This window comes from Streptomyces sp. R41 (assembly GCF_041053055.1).
GTDB lineage: Bacteria > Actinomycetota > Actinomycetes > Streptomycetales > Streptomycetaceae > Streptomyces.
The window spans coordinates 3,410,211-3,434,636 of sequence record NZ_CP163443.1 but is presented as its reverse complement, the minus strand read 5'-3'; the positions used below and the strand labels follow the sequence as shown (position 1 = coordinate 3,434,636).

At 68.4% G+C, this 24,426-nt stretch carries 23 protein-coding genes, 1 tRNA gene and 1 pseudogene; 18 read left to right on the top strand and 7 right to left on the bottom strand.

Annotated elements, in window-relative coordinates:
* Positions 1-93: 93 nt before the first annotated feature.
* The 6 genes from AB5J53_RS16015 to AB5J53_RS15990 all read left to right on the top strand — a co-directional run bounded on the left by AB5J53_RS16015 (position 94) and on the right by AB5J53_RS15990 (position 4,688).
* A complete protein-coding gene (locus AB5J53_RS16015; RefSeq protein ID WP_369246325.1) occupies positions 94-522 on the top strand; it encodes a DUF3052 domain-containing protein in 429 nt (142 codons plus the stop codon).
* Positions 523-730: 208 nt separating this feature from the next.
* Positions 731-1,189: a peroxiredoxin gene (locus tag AB5J53_RS16010; RefSeq protein WP_369252254.1), complete on the top strand. Its 459-nt coding sequence runs from the start codon at positions 731-733 to the stop codon at positions 1,187-1,189.
* A gap of 113 nt (positions 1,190-1,302) precedes the next feature.
* Positions 1,303-1,878 carry a TerD family protein gene (locus AB5J53_RS16005; RefSeq protein ID WP_369246324.1) on the top strand — a complete coding sequence of 192 codons (576 nt, stop codon included), beginning with the start codon at positions 1,303-1,305 and terminating at the stop codon, positions 1,876-1,878.
* A 101-nt stretch (positions 1,879-1,979) separates the two neighbouring features.
* The gene (locus AB5J53_RS16000) at positions 1,980-2,555 is read left to right on the top strand and encodes a TerD family protein (RefSeq protein ID WP_327428387.1); all 576 of its coding nucleotides are present in this window, start codon (positions 1,980-1,982) and stop codon (positions 2,553-2,555) included.
* Positions 2,556-2,666: 111 nt separating this feature from the next.
* Positions 2,667-3,815 (top strand): DUF475 domain-containing protein, encoded by a 1,149-nt coding sequence (locus AB5J53_RS15995; RefSeq protein ID WP_369246323.1) that lies wholly within the window; start codon positions 2,667-2,669, stop codon positions 3,813-3,815.
* 135 nt (positions 3,816-3,950) lie between these two features.
* The gene (locus AB5J53_RS15990) at positions 3,951-4,688 is read left to right on the top strand and encodes a Tellurium resistance (protein ID WP_369246322.1); all 738 of its coding nucleotides are present in this window, start codon (positions 3,951-3,953) and stop codon (positions 4,686-4,688) included.
* 92 nt (positions 4,689-4,780) lie between these two features.
* On the opposite strand, the gene AB5J53_RS15985 is transcribed toward AB5J53_RS15990, so the two are convergent.
* Entirely contained in the window at positions 4,781-5,668 is an 888-nt protein-coding gene (locus tag AB5J53_RS15985) for a TerD family protein (RefSeq protein WP_369246321.1), read from the bottom strand.
* A gap of 180 nt (positions 5,669-5,848) precedes the next feature.
* Here AB5J53_RS15985 and AB5J53_RS15980 point away from each other — a divergent pair, with 180 nt between their 5' ends.
* Genes AB5J53_RS15980 through AB5J53_RS15965 form a run of 4 tightly spaced genes read left to right on the top strand, consistent with a single transcriptional unit; the run spans position 5,849 to position 11,082 of the window.
* Positions 5,849-7,018 carry an HpcH/HpaI aldolase/citrate lyase family protein gene (locus AB5J53_RS15980; RefSeq protein WP_369246320.1) on the top strand — a complete coding sequence of 390 codons (1,170 nt, stop codon included), beginning with the start codon at positions 5,849-5,851 and terminating at the stop codon, positions 7,016-7,018.
* A gap of 44 nt (positions 7,019-7,062) precedes the next feature.
* The gene (locus tag AB5J53_RS15975) at positions 7,063-9,549 is read left to right on the top strand and encodes a phosphoribosyltransferase (RefSeq protein ID WP_369246319.1); all 2,487 of its coding nucleotides are present in this window, start codon (positions 7,063-7,065) and stop codon (positions 9,547-9,549) included.
* Complete coding sequence (locus AB5J53_RS15970) at positions 9,549-10,376, top strand: HAD family hydrolase (RefSeq protein ID WP_369246318.1); 828 nt, start codon at positions 9,549-9,551, stop codon at positions 10,374-10,376. The genes AB5J53_RS15975 and AB5J53_RS15970 overlap by 1 nt, the downstream gene beginning before the upstream one ends.
* Positions 10,377-10,422: 46 nt before the next feature.
* Positions 10,423-11,082 carry an O-methyltransferase gene (locus AB5J53_RS15965; RefSeq protein WP_369246317.1) on the top strand — a complete coding sequence of 220 codons (660 nt, stop codon included), beginning with the start codon at positions 10,423-10,425 and terminating at the stop codon, positions 11,080-11,082.
* 299 nt (positions 11,083-11,381) lie between these two features.
* Here the strand turns inward: AB5J53_RS15965 and AB5J53_RS15960 are convergent, their stop codons facing one another.
* The 4 genes from AB5J53_RS15960 to AB5J53_RS15945 all read right to left on the bottom strand — a co-directional run bounded on the left by AB5J53_RS15960 (position 11,382) and on the right by AB5J53_RS15945 (position 14,727).
* The gene (locus tag AB5J53_RS15960) at positions 11,382-11,603 is read right to left on the bottom strand and encodes a zinc ribbon domain-containing protein (RefSeq protein ID WP_189185339.1); all 222 of its coding nucleotides are present in this window, start codon (positions 11,601-11,603) and stop codon (positions 11,382-11,384) included.
* A gap of 9 nt (positions 11,604-11,612) precedes the next feature.
* Positions 11,613-12,236 (bottom strand): DUF4383 domain-containing protein, encoded by a 624-nt coding sequence (locus tag AB5J53_RS15955; RefSeq protein WP_369246316.1) that lies wholly within the window; start codon positions 12,234-12,236, stop codon positions 11,613-11,615.
* Between the two features lie 232 nt (positions 12,237-12,468).
* Positions 12,469-13,875 carry a hypothetical protein gene (locus AB5J53_RS15950; protein ID WP_369246315.1) on the bottom strand — a complete coding sequence of 469 codons (1,407 nt, stop codon included), beginning with the start codon at positions 13,873-13,875 and terminating at the stop codon, positions 12,469-12,471.
* A 75-nt stretch (positions 13,876-13,950) separates the two neighbouring features.
* Complete coding sequence (locus AB5J53_RS15945; protein ID WP_369246314.1) at positions 13,951-14,727, bottom strand: DUF4097 family beta strand repeat-containing protein; 777 nt, start codon at positions 14,725-14,727, stop codon at positions 13,951-13,953.
* A gap of 206 nt (positions 14,728-14,933) precedes the next feature.
* On the opposite strand from AB5J53_RS15945, the gene AB5J53_RS15940 reads away from it, so the two are divergent.
* From AB5J53_RS15940 to AB5J53_RS15925, 4 genes and pseudogenes are all read left to right on the top strand, one after another.
* Positions 14,934-15,008, top strand: a tRNA-Val gene (locus AB5J53_RS15940).
* A gap of 149 nt (positions 15,009-15,157) precedes the next feature.
* Positions 15,158-15,355 (top strand): annotated as a pseudogene (locus AB5J53_RS15935) (NUDIX hydrolase); the annotation flags it as partial.
* Between the two features lie 529 nt (positions 15,356-15,884).
* Entirely contained in the window at positions 15,885-16,634 is a 750-nt protein-coding gene (locus AB5J53_RS15930) for a hypothetical protein (RefSeq protein WP_369246313.1), read from the top strand.
* A 395-nt stretch (positions 16,635-17,029) separates the two neighbouring features.
* Entirely contained in the window at positions 17,030-17,431 is a 402-nt protein-coding gene (locus tag AB5J53_RS15925; protein WP_369246312.1) for an Imm10 family immunity protein, read from the top strand.
* Positions 17,432-17,683: 252 nt separating this feature from the next.
* On the opposite strand, the gene AB5J53_RS15920 is transcribed toward AB5J53_RS15925, so the two are convergent.
* The gene (locus AB5J53_RS15920) at positions 17,684-18,487 is read right to left on the bottom strand and encodes a hypothetical protein (RefSeq protein ID WP_369246311.1); all 804 of its coding nucleotides are present in this window, start codon (positions 18,485-18,487) and stop codon (positions 17,684-17,686) included.
* Between the two features lie 394 nt (positions 18,488-18,881).
* On the opposite strand from AB5J53_RS15920, the gene AB5J53_RS15915 reads away from it, so the two are divergent.
* Both AB5J53_RS15915 and AB5J53_RS15910 read left to right on the top strand, forming a co-directional pair.
* Positions 18,882-19,220, top strand: coding sequence for a hypothetical protein (locus AB5J53_RS15915; RefSeq protein ID WP_369246310.1), 339 nt, complete (start codon positions 18,882-18,884; stop codon positions 19,218-19,220).
* Positions 19,221-19,502: 282 nt separating this feature from the next.
* Positions 19,503-20,144: a tetratricopeptide repeat protein gene (locus tag AB5J53_RS15910; RefSeq protein ID WP_369246309.1), complete on the top strand. Its 642-nt coding sequence runs from the start codon at positions 19,503-19,505 to the stop codon at positions 20,142-20,144.
* Between the two features lie 361 nt (positions 20,145-20,505).
* On the opposite strand, the gene AB5J53_RS15905 is transcribed toward AB5J53_RS15910, so the two are convergent.
* Positions 20,506-20,973 (bottom strand): tyrosine-type recombinase/integrase, encoded by a 468-nt coding sequence (locus AB5J53_RS15905; RefSeq protein ID WP_369246308.1) that lies wholly within the window; start codon positions 20,971-20,973, stop codon positions 20,506-20,508.
* A 483-nt stretch (positions 20,974-21,456) separates the two neighbouring features.
* Here AB5J53_RS15905 and AB5J53_RS15900 point away from each other — a divergent pair, with 483 nt between their 5' ends.
* Both AB5J53_RS15900 and AB5J53_RS15895 read left to right on the top strand, forming a co-directional pair.
* Positions 21,457-22,797 carry a flavin monoamine oxidase family protein gene (locus AB5J53_RS15900; RefSeq protein ID WP_369246307.1) on the top strand — a complete coding sequence of 447 codons (1,341 nt, stop codon included), beginning with the start codon at positions 21,457-21,459 and terminating at the stop codon, positions 22,795-22,797.
* Positions 22,798-23,499: 702 nt separating this feature from the next.
* A complete protein-coding gene (locus AB5J53_RS15895; RefSeq protein WP_369246306.1) occupies positions 23,500-24,273 on the top strand; it encodes a calcium-binding protein in 774 nt (257 codons plus the stop codon).
* Positions 24,274-24,426: the final 153 nt, after the last annotated feature.

Below are 24,426 nucleotides of genomic sequence, written 5' to 3'. Positions count from 1 at the left end.
CTTGCGCGATCCGTCCCGCCCGTGTGGACTACGGCCAATGCTTCGCGCACGCGCGTGGCTGACATCTACCGCAACACAATCAGGAGGCAAGCCGTGAGCGCGACCGCGGACCACGCGGAGGAGCGGACCAACCCGGCCGCCAGGCTGGGGTTCGAGCCCGGACAGGTGGTCCAGGAGATCGGCTTCGACGACGACGTTGACCACGAGCTCCGTGAAAGCATCGAATCGCAGATCGGCCAGGATCTGGTCGACGAGGACTACGACGACGTCGCCGACGTCGTGCTGCTGTGGTTCCGCGATGAGGACGGCGATCTCACGGACGCTCTGGTGGACGCCATCGGTCTCCTTGAGGACGGCGGCATGATCTGGCTGCTGACTCCGAAGACCGGCCGGGACGGTTACGTCGAGCCCAGCGACATCAGTGATGCCGCACAGACCGCCGGCCTCTCCCAGACGAAGAGCATCTCCGTGGGCAAGGAGTGGTCGGGCACGCGCCTGGCCACGCCGAAGTCGAAGCGCTGACGCTCCGCTGGGTCGGTCTGGGGATCTCCGGGGGCTCCCGCCCCCGACCCCCCGGGTAGTCGGCCTGAAGGGTCTCGTCCTCGAACGCCGGGCGGGCTGAGTTTCTCAGCCTGCCCGGCTTTCTGCGTCGGCCTCCCGTAGGGGGTGTGGTGATCGCTGCGTAGGCTGGTCTCACCCGAACAGCCCCCTGGAAGGGAAGCGTGTGACTATGGCGATCGAGGTCGGCACCGAGGCCCCGGACTTCGAGCTCAAGGACAACCACGGCGCCACCGTGAAGCTGTCCGACTTCCGCGGTGAGAAGAACGTGGTGCTGCTCTTCTACCCCTTCGCATTCACCGGCGTGTGCACGGGTGAGCTGTGCTCCCTGCGTGACAACCTGCCGCAGTTCACCGACCGGGACACCCAGCTGCTGGCCGTCTCCAACGACTCCATCCACACCCTGCGCGTCTTCGCCGAGCAGGAGGGCCTGGAGTACCCGCTGCTGTCCGACTTCTGGCCGCACGGCAACATTTCGCGCGCGTACGGCGTCTTCGACGAGGACAAGGGCTGCGCGGTGCGCGGCACGTTCATCATCGACAAGGAGGGCGTGGTCCGCTGGACCGTCGTCAACGGTCTGCCGGACGCTCGTGACCTGAATGAGTACGTCAAGGCGCTCGACACCCTGTGATTCTTCGGTTCCAAGCCCTGCGGGGTGCGGGAACCCGTCACTAGGATCGACACGTTGATCCGATACCAACGCACGACGGGGCTCCCCGCCCCTGGACACCATTGGGAGGACTCGTGGGAGTCAGCCTCAGCAAGGGCGGCAACGTATCGCTGTCGAAGGAGGCCCCGGGACTGACCGCGGTCATCGTCGGTCTGGGGTGGGACGTCCGCACCACCACCGGCACGGACTTCGACCTCGACGCCAGCGCCATCCTGACGAACGCGGAGGGCAAGGTCAGCAGTGACGCCAACTTCGTGTTCTTCAACAACCTGAAGAGCCCGGACGGCTCGGTCGAGCACACCGGGGACAACATCACCGGTGAGGGCGAGGGCGACGACGAGCAGATCAAGGTCAACCTCGCCGCCGTTCCGGCCGATGTCGACAAGATCGTGTTCCCGGTCTCGATCTACGACGCCGAGAACCGCCAGCAGTCGTTCGGCCAGGTCCGCAACGCGTTCATTCGCGTCGTGAACCAGGCCGGCGAGGCGGAGATCGCACGCTACGACCTCTCCGAGGACGCCTCGACGGAGACCGCGATGGTCTTCGGCGAGCTGTACCGCAACGGCCCGGAGTGGAAGTTCCGCGCCATCGGCCAGGGCTACGCCTCGGGCCTGCGCGGCATCGCGCAGGACTTCGGCGTGAACGTCTGAGCCGTACGGCCTTCGGCTCATCGGTCCGGCGCCGCACCTCTCAGGTGCGGTGCCGGGCCTGCTGCACAACTGAACGATTGACCTCGGGGAGGACCAGCATCATGGGCGTCACGCTCGCCAAGGGAGGCAATGTCTCCCTCTCGAAGGCCGCACCGAACCTCACGCAGGTGATGATCGGGCTCGGCTGGGACGCGCGCTCCACCACCGGAGCCGACTTCGACCTCGACGCCAGCGCGCTGCTGTGCAACGGGGGCCGGGTGCTCGGGGACGAGTGGTTCATCTTCTACAACCAGCTCAAGAGCCCGGACGGCTCGGTGGAGCACACCGGTGACAACCTCACGGGTGAGGGCGAGGGCGACGACGAGTCGATCCTGATCGACCTCTCCAAGGTGCCGGCCAACGTGGACAAGATCGTCTTCCCGGTCTCCATCCATGACGCCGACAATCGCGGCCAGACCTTCGGCCAGGTCAGCAACGCCTTCATTCGCGTCGTCAACCAGGCCGACGGCCAGGAGCTCGCCCGCTACGACCTCTCCGAGGACGCCTCGACGGAAACGGCGATGATCTTCGGCGAGGTCTACCGCTACAACCAGGAGTGGAAGTTCCGCGCGGTCGGCCAGGGGTACGCGTCAGGCCTGCGGGGCATCGCCCTCGACTTCGGAGTCAATGTTTCCTAGGGCCCGCCCACGTCAGCCGAAGGGGCGGCCCTCTAGACTTCGTGGTCAACAGTAGGTAAAGCCGAGTACGGCGCGGGGGAGACCCGTACATACACGATGATTGGGTAGCCAGTGCTTCTGAAAACCTTCGGCTGGTCGTTTGCGGTCACCGCGCTCGGCTTGGTCGCAGCGGTGATCTACGGGGGGTGGACCGCCTTTGGCATCGTGGCGATCCTGTCCATCCTGGAGATCTCCCTGTCCTTCGACAACGCGGTGGTCAACGCCGGAATCCTGAAGAAGATGAGTGCCTTCTGGCAGAAGATCTTCCTCACGGTCGGCGTGCTCATCGCGGTCTTCGGCATGCGACTGGTGTTCCCCGTCGTCATCGTCGCCATCAGCGCCAAGATCGGCCCGATCGACGCGGTCGATCTCGCGCTGAACAACAAGGACCACTACCAGGAACTCGTCACCGACGCCCACCCGGCGATCGCCGCCTTCGGTGGCATGTTCCTGCTGATGATCTTCCTCGACTTCATCTTCGAGGACCGGGACATCCAGTGGCTGCGCTGGATCGAGCGGCCGCTGGCCAAGCTCGGCAAGATCGACATGCTGTCGGTCTGCATCGCCCTGGTCGTCCTGCTGATCACCTCGTTCACCTTCGCCACCCACGCCCACCAGCACGGCGGCGCGCACGTCGACAAGGCGCAGACGGTGCTGCTCGCGGGCATCGCGGGCCTGATCACGTACATGGTCGTCGGCGGACTCTCCGGCTACTTCGAGGACAAGCTCGAGGAAGAGGAGGAGCGGGAGCACGAGGCAGAGGAGGAGGCCGAGCGGACCGGCAAGAAGAAGCCGGCCATCGTCCTCGCAGGCCAGGCCGCGTTCTTCATGTTCCTCTACCTGGAAGTGCTGGACGCGTCCTTCTCCTTCGACGGCGTCATCGGCGCCTTCGCCATCACCAACGACATCGTGCTGATGGCGCTCGGCCTCGGCATCGGCGCCATGTACGTCCGGTCGCTCACGGTCTACCTGGTCCGCCAGGGCACCCTCGACGACTACGTCTACCTGGAGCACGGCGCGCACTACGCGATCGGCGCCCTCGCCGTGATCCTCATGGTCACCATCCAGTACCAGATCCACGAGGTCATCACCGGCCTCGTCGGCGTCCTGCTGATCGCCTGGTCCTTCTGGTCGTCCGTGCGCCGCAACAGGGCGCTCGCGGCGGCCGAGGGAAAAGGTGAGGCCTCGGACGAGAAGGCCGAGGTCTCGTCCGGGGTGTGACAGCCCCCTCTTTTGAGGCCCGGTTCGCCTGGCGTGTGAACCGGGCCCGGTTGAGGAACGCTCTGAACGGGGCGGCCGTCGAGGACGAGTCCTCACGGCCGCCCCGCCGCATATCGAGGGAATGTTGGGGGCGGAATGGGCATCTGGCAGGACCTGTGGCGCGGACGCTCGGCGGACTTCGACTCCGGCAGCGCGGCCACCAACTCCATCGAGCTGACCAAGCGGAACCACACGGTCTCGCTCACCAAACAGGGCGCGGCCACCGGCAACCTGCGCATCAACCTGTCCTGGCGGATGCGCACCTCCGACATCGGCGGCCCGCAGCGCGGCAGCCTGCTGCGGCACCCCTTCCGCACCTTCAAGCCGGAAGTGGTCCAGGCACACACCCAGAGCATGGTCAACGTCGACCTCGACCTGGGCGTCATGTACGAGCTGACGGACGGCACCAAGGGCGTGGTCCAGCCACTCGGCAGCTTCTTCGGCGAACTCAACGCCCCGCCGTATGTGAAGCTCAGCGGCGACGACCGCTTCGGCTCCGCGTCGGGCGAGACGGCCTACGTCAACCTGGATCACCGCAACGACATCAAACGGCTGCTGGTCTTCGTCTACATCTACGACCAGACCCCCGCCTTCGACCGCACACACGCCATCATCACGCTCTACCCGAGCAACGGCCCCCGCATCGAGATAGGCCTCGAGGAGCGCCATCCGCAGGCGCGCTCCTGCGCGGTCGTGATGATCCAGAACAACAAGGGCGAGCTGACCGTCCGCCGCGAGGTGAAGTTCGTCTACGGCTTCCAGGCCGAGCTCGACCGCCTCTACGGGTGGGGGCTGCAGTGGGGCCGCGGCTACAAGTCAAAGGTGGACAGGTAATCGCCCACAAGCTCGGCTTGCAGCTGTGGGGTGGCGGCTGCGGCTTGTGGGTGGCTGGTCGCGCGGCTCCCCGCGCCCCTTTCAGGGCGCCCCTAACGCCCGATGAACTGCGGCCCCTGCGGCGGCAGCCGGAAGTCCGGGTCGGGACCGGCGCCCACGGCTTGCGGGAAGCCGTACGCGGGCTGGGCGGCCGGCGCGGTCTGGGGCTCCGGGTAGCTGTAGGCCGACTGACTGGTGGGCTGGGGATAGCCGTACGCCGGCTGCGCCGCGGACGCCGCCGCAGGAGCCGTCTGCGGCTGCGGATACCCGTACGCGGGCTGCTGCGGCACTGGCGCGGGCTGCTCGGGCGGCAGCGGCACCGACGTCTCGGGGGCGGCGACGGGCGCGGCCCAGGCAGTCGCGTCGGGTGCGGATGCGGTCACGGCCGCGGCGGCCTCCGTCTCGTCGACCGAGATCCCGAAGTCGGTCGCGAGCCCCACCAGACCGTCGGAGTAGCCCTCGCCGAGCGCCCGGAACTTCCAGCCCTCACCGCGCCGGTACAGCTCGCCGCAGATCAGCGCGGTCTCCGCGCCGGTCTCCGGCTTGATGTCGAAGTACGCCAGCGGTTCACCGTCCGCGACGGCCGCGTCGTACAGCAGAATGCGCAGGGCCCGTACGCGGTCGAAGGTGACGTCGTCCGCCGATGCGACCAGGAGAATCTGTCCGACACCGGACTCGACACCGGCCAAATCCGTCTGGATCGTGTCGGTCAGGCCCTCTGCAACACGTTTTTTGCCGAGCCGCCAGACCTTGCCGGAGGGATGGCGGGGCTGGTTGTAGAAGACGAAGTCCTCGTCGGATCGCACACGACCGTCGGGGCCGAGGAGCAGCGCCGAGGCATCGACATCGGGGACACCCTGCCCGGGTGTCCAACGCAGCACCGCGCGCACCGCTGTGGCGTCCAGCGGGACGTTCGACCCCTTCAGCATCGCGTGCGTCATGCGGTCATCCTGCCCTCTCGGTCCTGGTCACGACAACGCGGGGTCGCCCCGGAACCGGTGAGTGTTGGACACGGCCGAGTTACCTGAACTTCATGCCCGGTGGGAACTGCTGACATGGATCCATACGTACTATTACCGGCCACATTGAATTGGGCCGCCTAGCCGCCACGGGGGAGTTTCATGCGTCATTTCGGTCACATCGCCCCTGAAGAGCGGCAGCGCCTCTTCTTCCGGGAGCCCAGCGTCTTCACCGCCGACTCACCGTCCCGGGTGCTCGCGGCGGCCCTCGGGGCCACGCTGTACAGCCCGGCGACCAGGCCGCAGCTGGCGGACGACATCATCAAGCAGGCCGGGCGCGGTGTGGTCTCGATGGTGCTGTGCCTGGAGGACTCGATCGACGACTCGGAGGTCGCGGACGCCGAGGAGAACCTGGTCCGGCAGTTCACCGAGCTCGCGGCGCGCCAGGACGCCGGTGAGGTCCCGCTGCTGTTCGTCCGGGTCCGCTTCCCCGAGCAGATCCCCGACCTCGTACAGCGCCTCGGCCCCGCGGTCCGGCTGCTGTCCGGATTCGTGATGCCGAAGTTCACCGAGGAGCGCGGCATGCCGTTCCTGGAGGCGCTCGCCGGTGCCGAGGTGGCGAGCGGCCGGCGGCTGTTCGCGATGCCGGTGCTGGAATCGCCCGAGCTGCTGTACCGGGAGTCGCGCGTAGACACCCTGGAGGGCATCTCCCGCGCCGTCGACAAGTACCGCGACCGGGTGCTCGCGCTGCGCCTCGGCGTGACGGACTTCTGCTCCTCGTACGCGCTGCGCAGGGCCCCCGACATGACGGCGTACGACGTCCAGGTCGTCGCCTCCGTGATCGCCGACGTGGTGAACATGCTGGGGCGTGCCGACGGCACCGGCTTCACGGTGACCGGGCCGGTGTGGGAGTACTTCCGGGTCCAGGAGCGCATGTTCAAACCCCAGCTGCGCCGCAGCCCCTTCCTGGAGGGGCAGGCGGAGGAGCTGCGCGAGGCGCTGATCGAGCACGCCATGGACGGGCTGCTCCGTGAGATCACCCTCGACCAGGCCAACGGCCTGCTCGGCAAGACCTGTATCCACCCCTCCCACGTCCTGCCCGTGCACGCGCTGTCCGTCGTCAGTCACGAGGAGTACAGCGACGCGCAGGACATCCTGAAGCCCGAGCGCGGCGGCGGCGGCGTGCTCCGGTCGGCGTACACGAACAAAATGAATGAGGTGAAGCCGCATCGCGCCTGGGCCGAGCGCACCCTTCAGCGCGCCGAGGTCTTCGGCGTCGCCCACGAGGACATCGGCTTCGTGGACCTGCTCGCCGCCGGGCTCCCGGCGTGAGCCGGCCCGAATCAGCGATGCGGAACCCGATCAACAAGGAATTGATGAACAACGCAGTGAACGACGTGGCGAACGGCGCAGTGAACGACCTGGCGAACGACGCGGTGTGGACCGGGACGTGGGTCGCCGAGCGGCTCGGCGTCGAACTCGTCGGTGACGAGAAGCTGAGCGACCTGCTGGGGCTCGCGCTGCGCCGCAACCCCAAGCGCGCCCATCTGCTCGTGTCGAACGTCCTCGGCAAACACGTACCGCAGTCGCCGTCCGTGGTCTACGGATACGGGTTCGCGCTCGGCCGGCGGGTGCGGGACCTCCTGGGCACCGAGGACGCGCGCGCGGCCGTGGTCCTCGGGTACGCCGAGACGGCCACCGGCCTCGGCCACTCGGTCGCGGACGGTGTCGGACTCGCGCCCTACCTGCACTCCACCCGCCGCCCGGTCGAGGGAGTCGCCCGGGCCGGCGGCTTCGAGGAGTCCCACTCGCACGCCACCTCGCATCTGCTCCTCCCCGAGGACCCCGGTCTGCTGGCGGGCTCCGGCCCCCTGGTCCTCGTCGACGACGAGTTCTCCACCGGGAACACGGTCCTCAACACGATCCGTGACCTGCACGAGCGCTATCCGCGTGAGCGGTACGTCGTCGTGGCGCTGGTGGACATGCGGTCCGCCGCGGACCTCGGCCGCCTGGAGGAGTTCGCCGGGGAGATCGGCGCGCGGGTGGACCTGGTGTCCGCGGCGTCGGGGACCGTGAAGTTCCCGGAGGGCGTCCTGGAGAAGGGGCAGGCGCTGGTCGCCGCCCACGAGCCGGCGGCACCCGGCCCCGCGGCCCACGGGCCTGCCGGGCAGGCCACCCGCGTCGAGCTCGGCTGGCCCCGCGGCGTCCCCGACGGCGGGCGGCACGGGTTCACGCCCGGGCATCGAATACGACTGGACGGCGCCCTGCCCGCCATGGCCGCCCGGATCGCCGACGCACTCCCGGACAGCGCCCGGCGCGTGCTCGTCCTCGGCTTCGAGGAGCTGATGTACGCGCCGCTCAGGCTGGCCCGCGAGCTGGAGCAGGTGGTGGCCGCCGACGTGCGCTACTCCACGACCACCCGCTCCCCGGTGCTCGCCCTCGACGACCCCGGCTACGCCATCCGCAGCCGAATCGTCTTCCCCGCCCACGACAACCCGGACGACGGCCCCGGCGAGCGCTACGCCTACAACGTCGCGGGCGCCGGCTTCGACGCCGTCGTCGCCATCGTCGACTCGATGGCCGACACCCCCGAACTGCACGCCCCCGATGGCCTGTTGGCCCAGCTTGCGGCGCACACCCCGAGCGTCCTGCTCGCCGTCGTCCCGTCGTACGTCCCCACACGGCCGTCCACCGAAAGGCCCTCCATGCTGCCCGAGCCCCTCCGCGGCCCCGCCTTCTCCTCGTACGCGGCCGACGAGGTCGGCTGGCTGCTCCAGGACCTCTCGGACGTGGGCCTGGAGGCGCCGACCGAGGAGCGCGAGGAGGCGATCCAGAGCGGCGGCGCGCACTACGCGGAGTCGCTGCCGGTCGAGTACCAGCCGAGCGCCCAGTACCAGGAGCTGTTCCACGCGGCCCTCGACACCTCGGCGGCCCGCATCGCCCAGGCCGTCGGCGCCGTCACCGAGCTGGTGCTCGCGGAGCGCTCGCCGCGCCCGGTCCTTGTGTCGCTGGCCCGCGCGGGCACGCCCGTCGGCGTCCTGATGCGCCGCTGGGCCAAGCACCGCCACGACCTCGAACTGCCGCACTACGCCGTCTCCATCGTCCGCGGCCGCGGCATCGACGCCAACGCGCTGCGCTGGCTCGCCGCCCACCACGACCCGGCCGACGTCGTCTTCGTCGACGGCTGGACCGGCAAGGGCGCGATCACCCGCGAACTGACCGAGGCGATACGGGAGTTCGAGGCATCCGACGGCATCACCGGCTTCGACCCGGAGATCGCGGTCCTCGCCGACCCGGGCTCGTGCGTGCGGACGTACGGCACCCGCGAGGACTTCCTCATCCCCTCCGCCTGCCTCAACTCGACGGTCTCCGGGCTGATTTCGCGCACGGTCCTGCGCGCCGACCTGGTCGGCGAACACGACTTCCACGGCGCGAAGTTCTACCGCGAACTCGCCGGCTCCGACGTCTCCGTCGACTTCCTGGACGCCGTCGCCGCGCACTTCGCCGACGTCACCGACGCGGCCTGCGCCCAGGCCAAGGAGCTCCTCGCCGCCGACCGCACCCCCACCTGGGAGGGCTGGGCGGCGGTCGAGCGGATCAGTGAGGAGTACGAGATCCACGACGTGAACCTCGTCAAGCCGGGCGTCGGCGAGACCACCCGGGTGCTGCTGCGCCGCGTCCCCTGGAAGATCCTCGCCCGCGCCGGAGCGGGCGCCGACCTCGACCACGTACGCCTGCTCGCCGAGCAGCGCGGAGTGCCCGTCGAGGAGGTCGCCGAACTCCCGTACACCTGCGTGGGGTTGATCCACCCGAAGTACACGCGCGGCGCGACCGGTGCCGACGGCAAGGCGGTGACGGCCTGATGTCCGCGCCCAAGACGCTCGTCGCCAGCGACCTCGACCGTACGCTGATCTACTCCTCCGCGGCCCTGGCGCTGACCATGCCGGACGCCCGCGCACCCCGGCTGCTCTGCGTCGAGGTGCACGAGAGCAAGCCGCTGTCGTACATGACGGAGACGGCGGCCGCCCTGCTCACCGAACTCGGCGACACGGCGGTCTTCGTACCCACCACCACCCGCACCCGCAAGCAGTACCAGCGCATCAACCTGCCTGGTCCCGCCCCGAAGTACGCGATCTGCGCCAACGGCGGGCACCTGCTCGTCGACGGCGTCTCCGACCCCGACTGGCACGCGAGCGTGACGGCGCGGCTCGCCTCCGAGTGCGCGCCGCTCGCGGAGGTTCGCGAGCACCTGGAGGCCACCGCCGATCCCGCCTGGGTCCGCAAGCACCGGGTGGCCGAGGACCTCTTCGCGTATATGGTGGTGGAGCGCGAGCTGCTCCCCGAGGAGTGGGTGAAGGAACTGGCCGTGTGGGCGGAGAACCGCGGCTGGACGGTGTCCTTGCAGGGCCGCAAAATCTACGCCGTACCCAAGCCGCTCACCAAGAGCGCGGCCACACGCGAGCTCGCCCGCCGCACCGGCGCGACCCTGACCCTCGCCGCCGGTGACTCCCTCCTCGACGCCGACCTGCTGCTGGCCGCCGACCGGGGCTGGCGCCCCGGCCACGGCGAACTGGCGGAGGCGGACTGGACGGCGCCCGCGATCACGGCTCTTGTGGAGCGGGGGGTCGCCGCGGGGGAGCGGATCCTGCGGGAGTTCGTGAACGCCTGCGACGGACAGGCGTCGGCCTGAGCCCGAGAGCTACCGTGGGCGGGAGACCCGACGTGAGGAGAGCCACGTGGCCAAGGGCAACAGCACTCGACTGACGGACGAGCTCTACGCGTACATGCTCGGTCACAACCCGCCGCTGGACCCCGTGCAGCGCATGTTGGTCGAGGTCACCCACGTCCAGCTCCCGCTGGTGGCGGGCAAGCAGGTCGCCGAGGAACAGGGGGCGTTGCTCGCGTTTCTCGTGCGGCTGACGGGGGCGTGCCGGATCGTCGAGGTCGGTACGTTCACGGGGCTGTCCGCGCTGTCCATGGCCCAGGCGCTGCCGCCCGACGGGACGCTGCTGACCTGCGACATCTCCGAGGAGTGGACGGAGCACGCGCGGGAGGCCTGGGCGAAGGCGGGCGTCGCCGACCGTATCGAGCTGCGGATCGCGCCCGCGCTTCAGACGCTGCGCGGACTGCCGGACGAGCCGCACATCGACATGGCGTTCATCGACGCGGACAAGGACAACTACATCGCGTACTGGGACGAGTTGGTGCCCCGGATGCGTCCGGGCGGACTGCTCGTCGTCGACAACGTCTTCCTGCACGGCGGCGTCACCGACCCCGAGGCGACCGGCTTCGCCGCGGCGATCAAGGAGTTCAACGAGCACGTGAAGGCGGACACCCGCGTGGACTGCGTGATGCTGGCGGTGGCGGACGGGATGACGCTGGGGCGGCGGCGGTAGCTGGGGCGTGAGGTGTGGGCGTGGGCTGGTGGGCCAACGTCGGTGGGCCGACGCTTGTAGGCCGACGCTTGTAGGCCCACGCTCGTTGGCCTGCGGATGTTGGCCAACGGTTGTAGGCCCACGCTCGTTGGCCTGCGGATGTTGGCCGACGCTCGTAGGCCCAGGCTCATTGGCCCACGGATGTTGGCCAACGGTTGTAGGGCAACGCTCGTAAGCCTGCGGATGTTGGCCAACGCCTGTAGGGCAACGCTCGTAGGCCCGCGGGCGTTGGCCCACGGCTGTATGCCAACGCTCGTTGATCAGCCGCAGCAACCCCCACCGCAGCAGCCGCCACCGCCACCCGCGCGGGGGGCCGGTGCGGGCGCCGCGGACGACGAGCCGCCCACCGAGACCGTCGACAGCAGCTTCACCGTGTCGTCGTGGCCGGCGGGGCAGTCCGCGGGGGCGGAGGACTCCGCCATCGGGCGGCTCAGTTCGAAGGTGTCGCCGCAGGTCCGGCAGCGGTACTCGTAGCGAGGCATGAGCACAGATTAGCGGGCGCCCCTCGCAGCCGACGAGGCTCGCCCGGGCAGCTCGCGCTCCCTGGCCCGCTGGAGGGCCAGCGCGTGGGCCTTGGCGCGCAGCCGCTGCTCCTGCTCGATCCGCTCGGGATGGCGGGCCTTCCAGTACGGGTTGTCGTGGGGCAGGGCCGAGCCGACCCTCCCGTACATGCCGAAGAACATCAGCAGGACGCCCACGACAAAGCTGAAGAGCACGTTCTGAATGTGGAAGGCGAGGAAGTTGTAGCCGGTGTCGAGCAGTGCCAGGTTCACGAAGCCGCTGAGGATGAAGGCGACGCCGAGGACCATGTTGAGCGTGGAGGCGAAGTTCCCGCCGATCACCATGCCGATGAACAGGAGCAGCCCGACACAGATCGACAGCACGCTGAGCGCGCCGTTGGTGTTCAGCCCCCCGACCGTGTCCCCACGGGTGTCGAAGAAGCCGACCTTGTTGACGAGGCCCAGGATGCCGAAGGCGAGCAGCACCAGGCCCATCAGGCCCGCGCCGATCCGGTAGAAGGTGCTGAGACGATGATCGACGGGCAAGTGCTCGTCGAGGGAGATGCGTCGCCTCGAAGCCCGTCGGGAACCCGGGCGACGTGCGTGTGTGGCCATGTCCGCCTCCTCACGCAGCCGGCGGAGGCCGTCGTTCGTTCCAGCCGGCGGGGGCCGTACGGTCTGTCCAGCCGGCGGGCCGTACGTTCTTTCAGCATCCGCCGGGGGGAGCCGGTCCGCCAACACCGGAGCCCCGGAGACTTCGGGCCCCCAGCGGCGGAGCCCTGGAGACTTCGGGCCCCAGCCACGGAGCTCGGGAGACGTCAGGCCCCCAACACCGGAGCCGGAGACTTCAGGCCCCGCCGCCCCGCTCCTCACGGATCTGGGAGACCACCCGCGCCACCGTCTGCCGTACCGCCTCGGTCTCGGTCAGGAAGTGCCAGTAGTCGGGGTGGCGTCCCTCCAGCTTGGCGATGGCACGGTCGAGGCGGGCGACGGAGTCGTCGAGCGGGCGGGCGTGTCGCGGATCGGGGGTGTTGCGGCCCGACATGGCCAGGCGCTGGGCGTCACGGATGGCGAAGCGGGTGCGGTCGATCTCCTGCTGAGGGTCCTTCGCCACGGCGTTCAGCCGCCGCAGCCGGTCGCCGGCCGCCGAGACGGCCTCGTCCGTGTTGTTCAGCAGCGCCCGCACCGTCGACAGCAGCGAAGTCGCGTCCGGCCAGCGCTGCGCGTCGCGCGCGACCTGCGCCTCCTTCAGCTTCAGCTCGGCCTGCCGTACGTTCTCCCCGGCCTGCTCCGGTACGTGCTGCAGGTCCTGCCAGCACGCGGCCGAGAAGCGCCTGCGCAGCTCGCTCAGCACCGGCTCCACCTGCCCGGAGCGCGTGGTCAGCGCCTGCGCTCGGGTGCGTAGCGAGACGAGCCGGTGATCGATCTCGGCGGCCCGCTCGGGCAGCCGCTCCGCCTCCGCGCGCACCGCTTCGGCCTCCCGGGAGACCCGCTCGGCACGCTCCAGCGTCTCCGGTACACCGTGCTGTCCGGCCCCTTGGTTGAGCTTGGTCAGCTCGGGCCCGAGGGCGGCGAGCCGCGCGGCGAGGTCATCGGCCTTGAGCCCCGAGCCCCGTACGCCGTCCAACGCGTTCGAGGCGGCCAGGAGGGCCTGGCGGGCGCGCTCGACGGCAGGCGCGAGCCGGGCGAGCTGTGTCTCGGCCTTGCCGAGCAGCGGCCCGAGCCCCTGCTCGAAGCGGTCCAGATCCCCCTTGACCCGGCCCAGCTCGTCCTTGGCGGCGGTCAGCTCGGTGCGGGCCCGCGCGGCGACCGACGCCTCCAGGTCGTCGCGGTCGAGATCGTGGGCGTCGACGGCGGTGATGTACTTCTGACTGGCCTCGTCGATGCGCCGCCCCAGTGACTCGAAGTCGGAGACCGCGCGGCGTGCTGCCGGAGAGTCGTCGACGGCCGTGATCGTCTCGATCGAGATCCGCAGATCGCGCTGCGCGGTGTCGAGTTCGTAGAAGGCGGCCGCGGCGGCGTCCTTGGCGGCCTGCGCCTCGGCCCGCTGACTCTCGGAGCGACCTCCGAACCACCGCCGGGTGCCGCCACCGGCGAAGGCGGCGGGCAGCGCGAGCGCGGCGAGCAGCGGCAGGGCGACGAGGGTGAGCGCGTCACGGAAGGCGTACGACCGACGACGTGCACGTGGGCCGGGCGCGGTTGGCTGTGCGCATGGCACAAACGGCGAATACGGCTGCGAAGGTGTCGCCGTCACATCCCTCTCCCGTGCTGTCATCCGCCTTGCCCGGCTGTCATTCTCCCACCGGTTAAGGACGAACACACGGGCCGGTTAGTTCGCGGTTCGTACCGTGATCTTCCCGTCGTTCGTGTGGGCGGACACCACATGGGAGCTGGCCGCGTCCCGGGGTACGGACACATGCACCGAGCCGTCACCGCTCCCGGTCGTCACGCGATAGCTGTCCCGGGGCAGCGCGATCGTGACGGAACCGTCCTGGGTGCGGGAGTCCACCAGGTCGGGTACGGCGCCGAGTTCGAGCCGTACGGAACCGTCCTGCGTACGGGCGCGCACGTGGCGCGAGTCGACGCCGAGCGCACGGATGGACCCGTCGCTGCTGCGCAGCTCCAGCGGCCCCGAGGAGTCCGTCACCCGGACGGAACCGTCCGACGTACGAATGCTCAGAGCCTCCTTGAAGCCCTGCGCGCGCACGCTTCCGTCCCCGTCCTTCACGCTGACGGCGACGCCGCGCGGCACCACGATCCGATGCCTGGCCGAACAGTCGGCCACCACTCCCGAACACTTCATCCGCAGCACGAGCCGATCGCCGTCCTCCATGGCCCAGGTCACCCTGGGATCCCCACCGACGACGACGTGCCCCCGGAACCACCGGGTGACCTCGACCTCGTCCGCCTCGGCGGAGTCCGAGACCACGAGTTCGAGCGCGGAGTCGTCCGAGTCGACGGTGAGCGTGCGCCCGTGCAGCGCGAAGGACCGGTGATCAGGTTCCTTGTCGTCCCCCGCGGACGCGCCACAGGCGGTGGCACCCGCGACGAGGGCCACGACGACGCCGGCGACGGCGCCCGCGCGGACTGAAACGGTACGGGCCATGGTCTTTTCCCCCTGAGACGAACGGTGAAGGCTCTACGACCGACCGTACGGATCCGCGCCTCCCCGGGGGATCCGGACCGCTCCCGGATCCGGGGTGGGGATAACCCCCGCCCTTGCCCCGTCCATCCCCCTACTCGCGCTCGCTACTCGCGGGATACGGGTTTGCAGGGCATCCCCTCGGGCAATGTAGGCTGTCGACTCGTCCTGGGCGCGTAGCTCAGCGGTAGAGCGCCGCCCTTACAAGGCGGATGTCGGCGGTTCGAAACCGTCCGCGCCCACCAGTCTCAGGACACGACTAAGGCCCAGGTCAACCGGCGCGAAGCCGGAGACCTGGGCCTTGATCTTTCTCGGCGGCTTGTCGGCGCCGTGCCACTTACGTGCCAGATGGGCCGCGCGGGGGCCGCTTCACCTTCTTGATCTGTCCGTCGACGTTGTCGGCGATCTGGTCCGCTGTGAGCCAACGGCCGGTACCGAGCGCCCGTCCAGCGAGTCAACTGCCGTCGAGTGGCTCACGCCCGACGAGGTCCGAGAGCGCATGTCCGGGGTCTTCGCGGTCAGAGTCCTGGATGCCTTGGGCGGCAACGGCCCTCACGTCTGGAGCCACAACGTCAAGCATCAACCGAGATAGGACAGCGCCTCCTCATCCCAGCGGGATAGAACTTTCCCTACTTCATCAAGGGCCCGCGCACGGCGCGGGCTGGCCCCTGGGGCCCTGCCCCTCTGCGCCTGCGGCGCCGGGGCTGGGCCCCTGGGGCCGCAGCGAGCTACGGCCCTGAGTAGGAGACCTGAACGAGTAAGGCCCCGGCCAGAACGATGCCTCCGGCGGGGGATCGGCCGGCACCGGGATGGAGGGGGCGCCGTTCGCGGCCGCGGGTCCGTAGGGGCGTGCGCGGAGTGCTCCCATCCCGTACGCCATCGACCCAGGCAGAGCCGAGCAGACGCGGCCCAGGGCGTCAAGGTCGTTCGTACAGTGGCGCGCTCCACCTTGACGCCCTGAACCACGCCCGCTCCACGGTGTGTGGGTCGACGGCGTACGGGATGGGAGCTGGGGAAAGTGGGGGGTTGAGCAAGGAGTTGCCGGCACGCAGTTTGAGGGTGAACACACCCGATGACCTGCCGTATCGTTCCTCGCCACTGTGCGAACAAGGGGAGGGATCATGAGCAGGTCCATCGGGCGAAGACACCTGGCGGCCATGACTTTGATGGCCATCGGCATGACGGCTTGCGGCGGCGAGCATGACGGAGGCGCCCCGACGGCGAAGGCGGCGGTCAGCCAAGGCACGGCGCAGAATGCGCGTGTGCTGTCTCAGCAGCAGCTCGAGGATGCCGTCGTGGACGCGCATGACCTTCCCGGAGTCCAAGTGAACGAGATTGGGGTGGGCACCAAAGGCGTCGGCAATGGCGTCATCCATGCTGTACGCCGTGCCACCGACCCTTCGCTGTGCGCGCCGGTCAGCGCCGCAGTGGACGGAGCCAGCGGTTACACCCCCGTCGGCAGCGTGCAGCGCATCGCGGGCACGAAGAGCCACTCTGCGATCCTCACCCTGGTGTCGTACCGCTCAGCGGATGCCTCTCGAGTCATGAAAGAACTTCGTGCGGGCTTGAAGTCCTGCAAGGGTTACGAGGCGGCGGGCCCGGGTGCCATGAAGGTGACGTTCGAGAACGTCGAAGCCACCAAAGCTCCCCCGCAGGGCGATGAAGGGCTCGCCTTCCGGCTCAAGTGGGTTGCCGAGCCCGGTGAGGACGGCTTGAGAGTCCCCAGCAGTGTGGCTGTCATCCGCCACCGGTCCACACTGGCGATCTACAAGGCCATTTCCGACAGCCCCCGGACGCCGGCGAGCATCCCGAGCGATCTCGTCAACGCCCAGTCGAAAGTGCTGGACGCCGCCGTTCAAACCACTTCGTAGTCGTACCTCAGCCATGCACTTTCGCGTGGAAGCCGAGGGAAGCCCGATAGCAGGAGGGCACTTCGCAGAGCAATGGCCTCAGCGACGGTTGTCGCACAGGATGGGAAGCTTGCTGTCAAGTTCGCACATAGCTGCCGTTGCTGCTGACATCACCGCCTGACACCAACAGGCGCGGACACTGGCGATTAGCGCCGGACTGCGGCGGACGATTTGACAAGGTACGGAGCTACGTCACCGCGGCCAATGAGCCGCCCTGATTGACCTGATAAGGATGAGGCCATAGCGCCATACAACTGGGGCGGTGCACCTGGCAAAGGGTGCGCCGCTCCCGTTGTCTTGTCTGGGGTCCCCCCGAGTGATCGAGACTGTCAGCCCCGAGTGCTAGAAACACCCGCATGGCGTACAGATTCACGGCGCAGATTGCTTGCGGGTTCGATGATCCGGATCAGGACGACTGCGTGATGGCGGGTGTGGCCGAGTCGGACGACGAGGATGGGTTCTCCCTATTGTTCATGTGCGACTTCGAGGAGCCCGACGCGCAGGAAGTGTCCTTGGGGATGGACACCCACTGTCTTGTCACGCCGGATCAGGGCACCGCATATGGCTGTGTGCGTGAGGTGGAACTGGACGGAGATGTGCTTCGGGTGACGTTGGACCCTTCGTCGCTGGACGCGCTCGGTTTGGCCGACCCCATCGTCGAGGCCTTGCTGCGGGCGCCGGCGGTCGACGTGGCACGCATGCGCGAGGTGCTGCCGCGCATCCTGGCGTACGGGCGTCCAGGTGCCCACCCGAGCTGATCAACCTGTAGCGAGTACAGCAGCGCAGTACAGCAACCCCAGCAACCGAGCCCGACCGGTAGCACCCTCGAAGAGCCGCGTCAGGACCGGTATGACCACCAACAGTCGCTCCGCATAGAGCCACGGATCAGAAGGCTTCTGACATCCACGGCGCCGGACGGAGCCGTACACCAGTATCTCCGTCCGGCCGTCGCACCAGTCGTCGGCAGCGGCCGGAGCGGGCTCGGGTTTTGAACTTGTAAAACGCGGGCTTCACCTCCTGGTGGCCAGGTGGAGGAGGGAGCGCTGGCCGTAGGGGTAGAGCCACGGGCTCCATTCACCTTCTTGAAGGTAGGAGATCGCGATGAGTGCGTCGGCGGCGTTCTTGCAGCGTGGGTGGCGTGCCGCGAAGGACGCGATGCGGGGTCGCTGCGTGAGCAGCCAGTCGGCGACGGTTCGCGGGTCGCCGTCGTACCACCACCGGAAATCGAACTCCTCCCACAGGAGATCCGTCCCCCAGCCCAGTGCCAGTCGGACGAGGCCGGCATCCGCGGCGGGGCCGGAGAGGCCAGCGATGTGGTCCAGCCATGGCTCCAGGCCGCCCGTGGCGTGGGCGACGCCTTCCACGAGGTCGCGGATGTCCGCCGGGGACCGGCCGCCGGTGAGGGCGAGGGTGAGCAGTGCCCGGAACGCCTGCTCGACCGCGGTGCGCTCGGCGACCCGCCAGCTGATCAGTTCGGCCCCGTACCGGCCGAGACCGCGCAGCTCATGGGACGGGTCGGTACCAGGTCCTTCCGGGCCCCAGTGACGCAAGGCACGCGGTGTGAGGCGGCGCCACAGGACCGGGTACTGGTCCGCGTCCCAGTGATCGACGACCTTGCCCATGAAGCCTTCGAGGACGTCATCCGGCACATCCCGCGGATCACCGCCGAGTATGCGCAGTTCCGCTTCCGTGAAGCAACGAGTGCACCCCTCCACCGGCCGGTCGAGCTCCGGAGAGGAGGCGAAGATCCGGTCCACCTCGGCGAGGGCGAGCCGCCACGTCGTGTACGGGTCGGGGACAGGCTGATCGAGCATGGCGGCTACCTACCGGGACTCCGCACCGTGGGCCGGGCGAAGAGCGTGACGCTACACCGGTTCCCGCCCGGCGGGTACCCGTTTCCCGACGCAGGCGAGGTCAAGATCCGCAAGCAGCGAGCAGCTCCCTGTTGCTCGCGTGCCGCTGGAGTGATCGATGCCGTCGCCACCTGCTCGCGGCAGAAGCAAGGCGGCTGATTCCTGGGCCGTCCCTGGGCCGTCCGAGGCTCCCCGAGGCCACTCGACAACGACCGACAGGGACAGTCGATCTACAGTCGCCATCGACGAACCCCCAGGTCACAGCTCCCCGACCATACGGGTTACCACCCAAGGCTGGACGTCAGGCAAGATGGGGTGTTTCTGACGACCGACCCCCGGTGAGATCGTGTCACGCATGGAAGAACTCTTCGACGCGCCTCAGGCAGACGCCCCAGAGCAAGCTGTCATCGCTCACTTCCGGCTGAGTGGTGAACAGTTCGGCGAGCCCGACGAACGCGCCGCAATCTACGACGCAAAACGCGCAATGACCGTTGCGGTCGAGGATGCGGGAGTCGGAGAGGTGGACGGGAACGAGTTCGGTGGGGGCGAGGCTGTGGTGTACGCCTATGGGCCGGATGCCGATGCCCTCTTCAAGGTGATGGAGCCGACGCTGCGGGGGCTCCCGTTCCGACCGGCGTATGTCACTCTCCGTCGCGGAGACGCCGAGGCCGCCGTGTCTCGGGTGGATCTGTGAGCATGCGTACAGCAGCGAAGTACAGCAACCACCGCGACCAGGGCTGACCGTCACTGCTCCCAGTCGGCCGGCTGACCAGTCCAGCGGACCTCAGCAACGGCCCTGCCCGTAGTGCGCATCGAGTGGCGGTTGTGCCACTGTCGTTCCACATCCGGCGGTCAACGACGGTTCGTGCCCTGCTCGGTGAGGTCCCAGGAGAGCCCCGACGAAATGCTGGGTGTCGCACATTTGTCTGACGGTAGCCTCGCCGCGGGAGTCATCCACCAGCGGGAGGGAGAGGGCATGCGGGAGCAAGGCCGGATCGAACGGGCGCGGGAGCTGTACGATTTGGCGATGTTCGGTGGGGACACGTCCGCACTGGTTACGGCCGATCAGGAGCTGGACGCGGTCGAGGCCCCGATCGCGCTGGAACGCGGAAAGGTGCTGCACGTACGTTTCCTCAACGATCGTCGGGAGGACTCGCAGGAGCTGGTCCTGTTCGAGCGTGCGGCCGAGCTGTACCACCGCCTGGATGATGCGGGCGGTGAGGCCGACGCGCTGTTCTGGATTGGTTGCTGGCACCAGGTGGTACGCGACGACAGTGCCACCGGCAGGCCGTACTTCGAGAGGTCGTATGCGCTGGCGCAGTCCGTCGGCGACCGGAAGACCATGTCCTACGCGGTGCGCCATCTCGGCTTCGCCGAGAAGGAAGCCGGGCGGTTCGACCAAGCCCGCGAGCTGCTGACCGAATCGGTAACGCTGCGCCGCGAGATCGGGTTCATGCCCGGGGTGGCAGCGGGCCTGGTGGCGCTTGGCTACCTGTCCGCCGAGACCAGCGATCGCGAGGCGGCCCTCGGATACCTCGACGAGGCGCAGGCCACCGCTGAACAGTGCGGTGCCAAGGGAGTGCTGGGATGGATCGAGCGGGCGCGCACCCAAATCTGAACCGAGCTCAGTCACAGCGCCGAAGACATGCCTACGGCCATGGCTTGATCCACAGATCTTGACCATTGCTCGCCGGACGAGCCCTTGGAGATCTGCTCTGTGCCGGAACTCTTCCGCTGACATCCAACGCTGACATCAACGACCACGGACAGCTGCAGCCTTGGGCGGCTGTAGATGACTCCCGTGCGCGCAGCTGGGCCCAGCCAAGGCCGAGGTAGAGCGGACTTACAAGGCGGATGTCGGCGGTTCGAAACCGTCCGCGCCCACCAGTCTCAGGACACGACTAAGGCCCAGGTTAACCGGTGCGAAGCCGGAGACCTGGGCCTTGATCTTTCTCGGCCGCTCGGGGCCGCCGTGCCACTTACGTGCCAGATGGGCCGCGCGGGGGCCGCTTCACCTTCTTGATCTGTCCGTCGACGTAGTCGGCGATCTGGTGGTCGCGGCCGTTGACGAGGTGCTGGTAGAGCAGGGCGGCCCGCACCGACGAGTGGCCCATGCGGTGCATTAGCTCGCGGGTGGTGGCGCCGCCGGTCGCGGCGAGGGTGTTGCCGGTGTGCCGGAGATCGTGGAAGTGCACGTCACCGAGGCCGGTCGCGTCGAGGGCACGGAGCCAGATCCGGCGGAAGTTGTTGCGGCGGAGGACACCGCCGCGGGCCCCGACGAAGACGAGTCCGGAGGGGGCGCCGTTCGCGAGTGCCGGCCGAGTAGTGGCGTGCGTGGGGTGCTCCCATCCCGTCCACCGTCGACCCAGGCAGAGCCGAGCAGACGCGGCCCCTGGCGGCCAGGTCGTTCGTACAGTGGCGCGCTCCACCTGGACGCCAGGAACCACGCCCGCTCCACGGTGTGTGGGTCGACGGCAGACGGGATGGGAGCTGGGGTGAGTGGTGAGTGCGGAAGGACCCGTCCGACTGCTATCAGATGGTGGCTAGGGAGCAGCAGTGGGACCGTGAAGGTATGAGGTTGTCGCTGGTGTTGTCACTCGACGGCGTAGGTAGTGCCGGCCAGGAGGTGGACGACGTCGCTGCTGCTGTCAGAGCACTGGAAGGCTGTGTGGAGCGATCGCGGCGGGCCTTTGATGATGTCGCGCCCTGGGAACTCTTGGAGGCGTCGGCAAGGGTCGTAGCAGCCGGGATGCTCAACGAAGGACGATTGGCGCTGGAGGGTGGGCAAGCCTGGTCTTCGGCCGTCGGTGGTGTGCGAGTACAGATGATCCCGCGGTAGCAACTGGCCAGTGGTACGGGAATCGTCGCCGTCAACGGCTATCCCTGGATGGTCGCTCGCGGTTTAGGTCGGACGACCGAAGGAGCCGACTGTGAGTGAGGCAGATTCTGAACCGGATGTCGTGATCGTCGGCGGCGGGTTTGCCGGTGTGACGGCCGCGCGCGAATTGTCGATGCGCGGGCGGAGCGCGGTGCTGGTCGAGGCGCGTGATCGGCTGGGTGGCCGGACCTACACAGCGGACCACGACGGGCATGCGATGGAGCTCGGCGGTACGTGGGTTCACCCGCTGCAGCCGCACGTGTGGTCCGAGGTCGACCGGTACGGGGTCGAGACCGAGACCTTCCCGGTGCTGGAGGGGCTGCGGCAGGCGGTGGTGTCCGACGGCCGCGTCGTCGACTTGTCCGACGACGATGCCGCAAAGGCACTGGCCGCGTTCGACCAGTTCAGCGCGCCGGGCGTGACGCTGTTTCCGGAGCCGTTCTCGGAAACTTTGGGTCCGGATCCGCAGGGCTTGGGTGATCGATCGCTGCGTGAGCAGCTTGAGACCTTGCACGTCGCGCCGGAGCTGCGCGACTGGGTGGAGGGGATGTGTTGCTTGATCGCGTTCGGCCCGCTCGATCAGTCCGGCGCGACCGAGGTTTTCCGATGCTATGCCTTGGCGGGGTACAGCGCGGCGCAGGCCATGGCCGCGTTGTCGGCAACGAAGCTGGTGAAAGGGACACGCGAGCTGATCCGCTCCATCGCCGGGCAGGCAACACTGGCCGATATCCGCCTCAACTCGCCCGTGCGGCGTGTCGTCCAGACCGACGACGGGGTGCGGGTCGAGCTCGACAGCGGCGAGGCCATCCACGCGCCGACCGCCTTGATCGCGCTGCCGATGAACGTTCTGAACAGCGTGGAGTTCGAGCCTCGCTTGTCCGAGATCAAGCGGACCGCATCGACCGATCGGCACGCGGGTGCCGGTATGAAGTGCTACGTGCGCGTGAAAGGCGACGTCGGCAACGTGAGCATGGTGGCCCCCGAGTCACAGGCGATCAACTATCTGGTGACCTACGACCACGGCGCGGACGGCTCGTGGCTGATCGTGTTCTCCGCCAATCCGAAGCGGCTGCCGATGACCGAGTTCGACGACGCTGACGGCATGCAGGAAGCGCTGCAGCTGTTCCTGCCAGGCGTCGAGGTGGAACGGATCGTCGGGTGGGACTGGACCAACGACCCGCTCGCGCTCGGCACGTGGTGCATCTACCGGCCGGGACAGCTGGCAGAGGTGTTGCCGGACCTGCGCACCACCGAAGGGCGGCTGTTCTTCGCGGGTTCCGACTCGGCGAGCACGTGGCGTGGCTTCATCGACGGGGCGATCGAGAGCGGCTGCCGTTCCGCCCGCCACATCGACGATTATCTGACCGCCAGCGGGGCCGCGGCCCAGAGCTGAGACAACTGGGGAAGTCGAGGGCCGTGATCCGGCACTATCCGGGGCCGTCTCGGGGCCATCCGAAGATGGCCCACGACGACAGACGATGACAGTTGTCGACGGGTAGAAGCCACGAAGTCCGACGTGGCCACACCGCGGGCTCTCGCACAGGTCAGCGCCTGAACCGGCCGGAAACGGCAACAGCCTCCCAAGCTGAGGGCCCAGGCGCTGGCGTCACGGTCCGGCCGTCATGGCTCGCTCTGGTCGACGGCACCGACAGCGTGGCTGAGGCCGTGGGGCGGAGCGAGGCAAATACGCGGGCGTGGTCGGGTGGCGCGCCCGCCGTCGTGGCTGACTGTCGTCGGCTGAGGTTCAGACGGGGCGCATCGAGGGTGCCGGCTGTCAGTCGAGCGCGGCGAAGCTGGGCCGTCTCTGGGCCGTCCGAGGCTGCTCGACAGTGGCCAAGGACGACCAATGACGACCACCAAGCGCACGAGCACACTGCTCCTGAGCAGCGAGAACCCAGCTCATCAAGATCTCCGGCAAGACCCCGGCCATCGTGCAGGTGGTCCGGTCCTCCGCGATGTTGGTCGCGCTGCGTGTGGTGACTGGCGTGCAGGTGGACAATCAGCCAAGTTGGCGTGAACGCAGTACTCTCCCTCCATCAATCGTGGTGCCTGCGGTGGGGGCTCGACCGGCAGGCCTGATTTTTCTGGGGACTACATGCGCTCAATCGCCATAGGCACCGCTCTGTCCGGCGCCCTGGCACTCGCCGTCGCAAGCGCTCCAACGGCTCAGGCCGACGAGTCGTGGGGCGGCGACACAACGATCACCAGCGTCACGGTCAACGGTGGCAAGCCCATCGTGGTCGGCATCTCCAACACGGTCACCTTCTCGGCTTCGGTGACCGCCACCGATCCGGACGGCATCGAAACGGCCCGCGTGTTCGTGTGGCACGGCGGCCCCAAGGAAGAAGACACGGACATGACGGTGCCGTTCGGCCGTCCTACGTGCACAGCCGTCGACGCCGCGACGAAGACCTGCGTCGTCCCCTTCACCCTCAACCCCCGCGACCTGCAGAAGAACTCTTGGGCCGGGCAGTGGAAGGTCGGCGTCGACGCCTACGACAAGGGCAACGGCGGCATCTCCCTAGATGCCTACAAGTACACGAACATCCAGCGCTACTCGAAGCTCAGCGTCAACGCCTCGCCGGAGCCGGTCGCCAAGGGCAAGACCATCACCGTCACCGGCAAACTGACCCGCGCCAACTGGGAGACCCACGACTACCGTGGCTACACCAATCAGCCGGTCAAGCTGCAGTTCCGCAAAGCGGGAACAGACACCTACACGACGGTCAAGACCGTGTACACCAACAGCACCGGCAGCCTGAAGACCACCGCAACAGCTGCCAGCGACGGCTACTGGCGCTACTACTTCTCCGGCACCAGCACGACTGCGACGGTCAAGACCGCCGGCGACTACGTAGACGTGCGGTAGACAGAGGTATCACGCACAGCATCAAGCCCCCCACCAACGGGTTCTCCGTCGATGGAGGGCTTGATGCTGTGCTGGGGCCATCTCGGGGCCGTCAGCTGCTTGGCCGGGCCGTCACCCAGCAGCCGCAGCTGTTCCGCTGACATCCAACGCTGA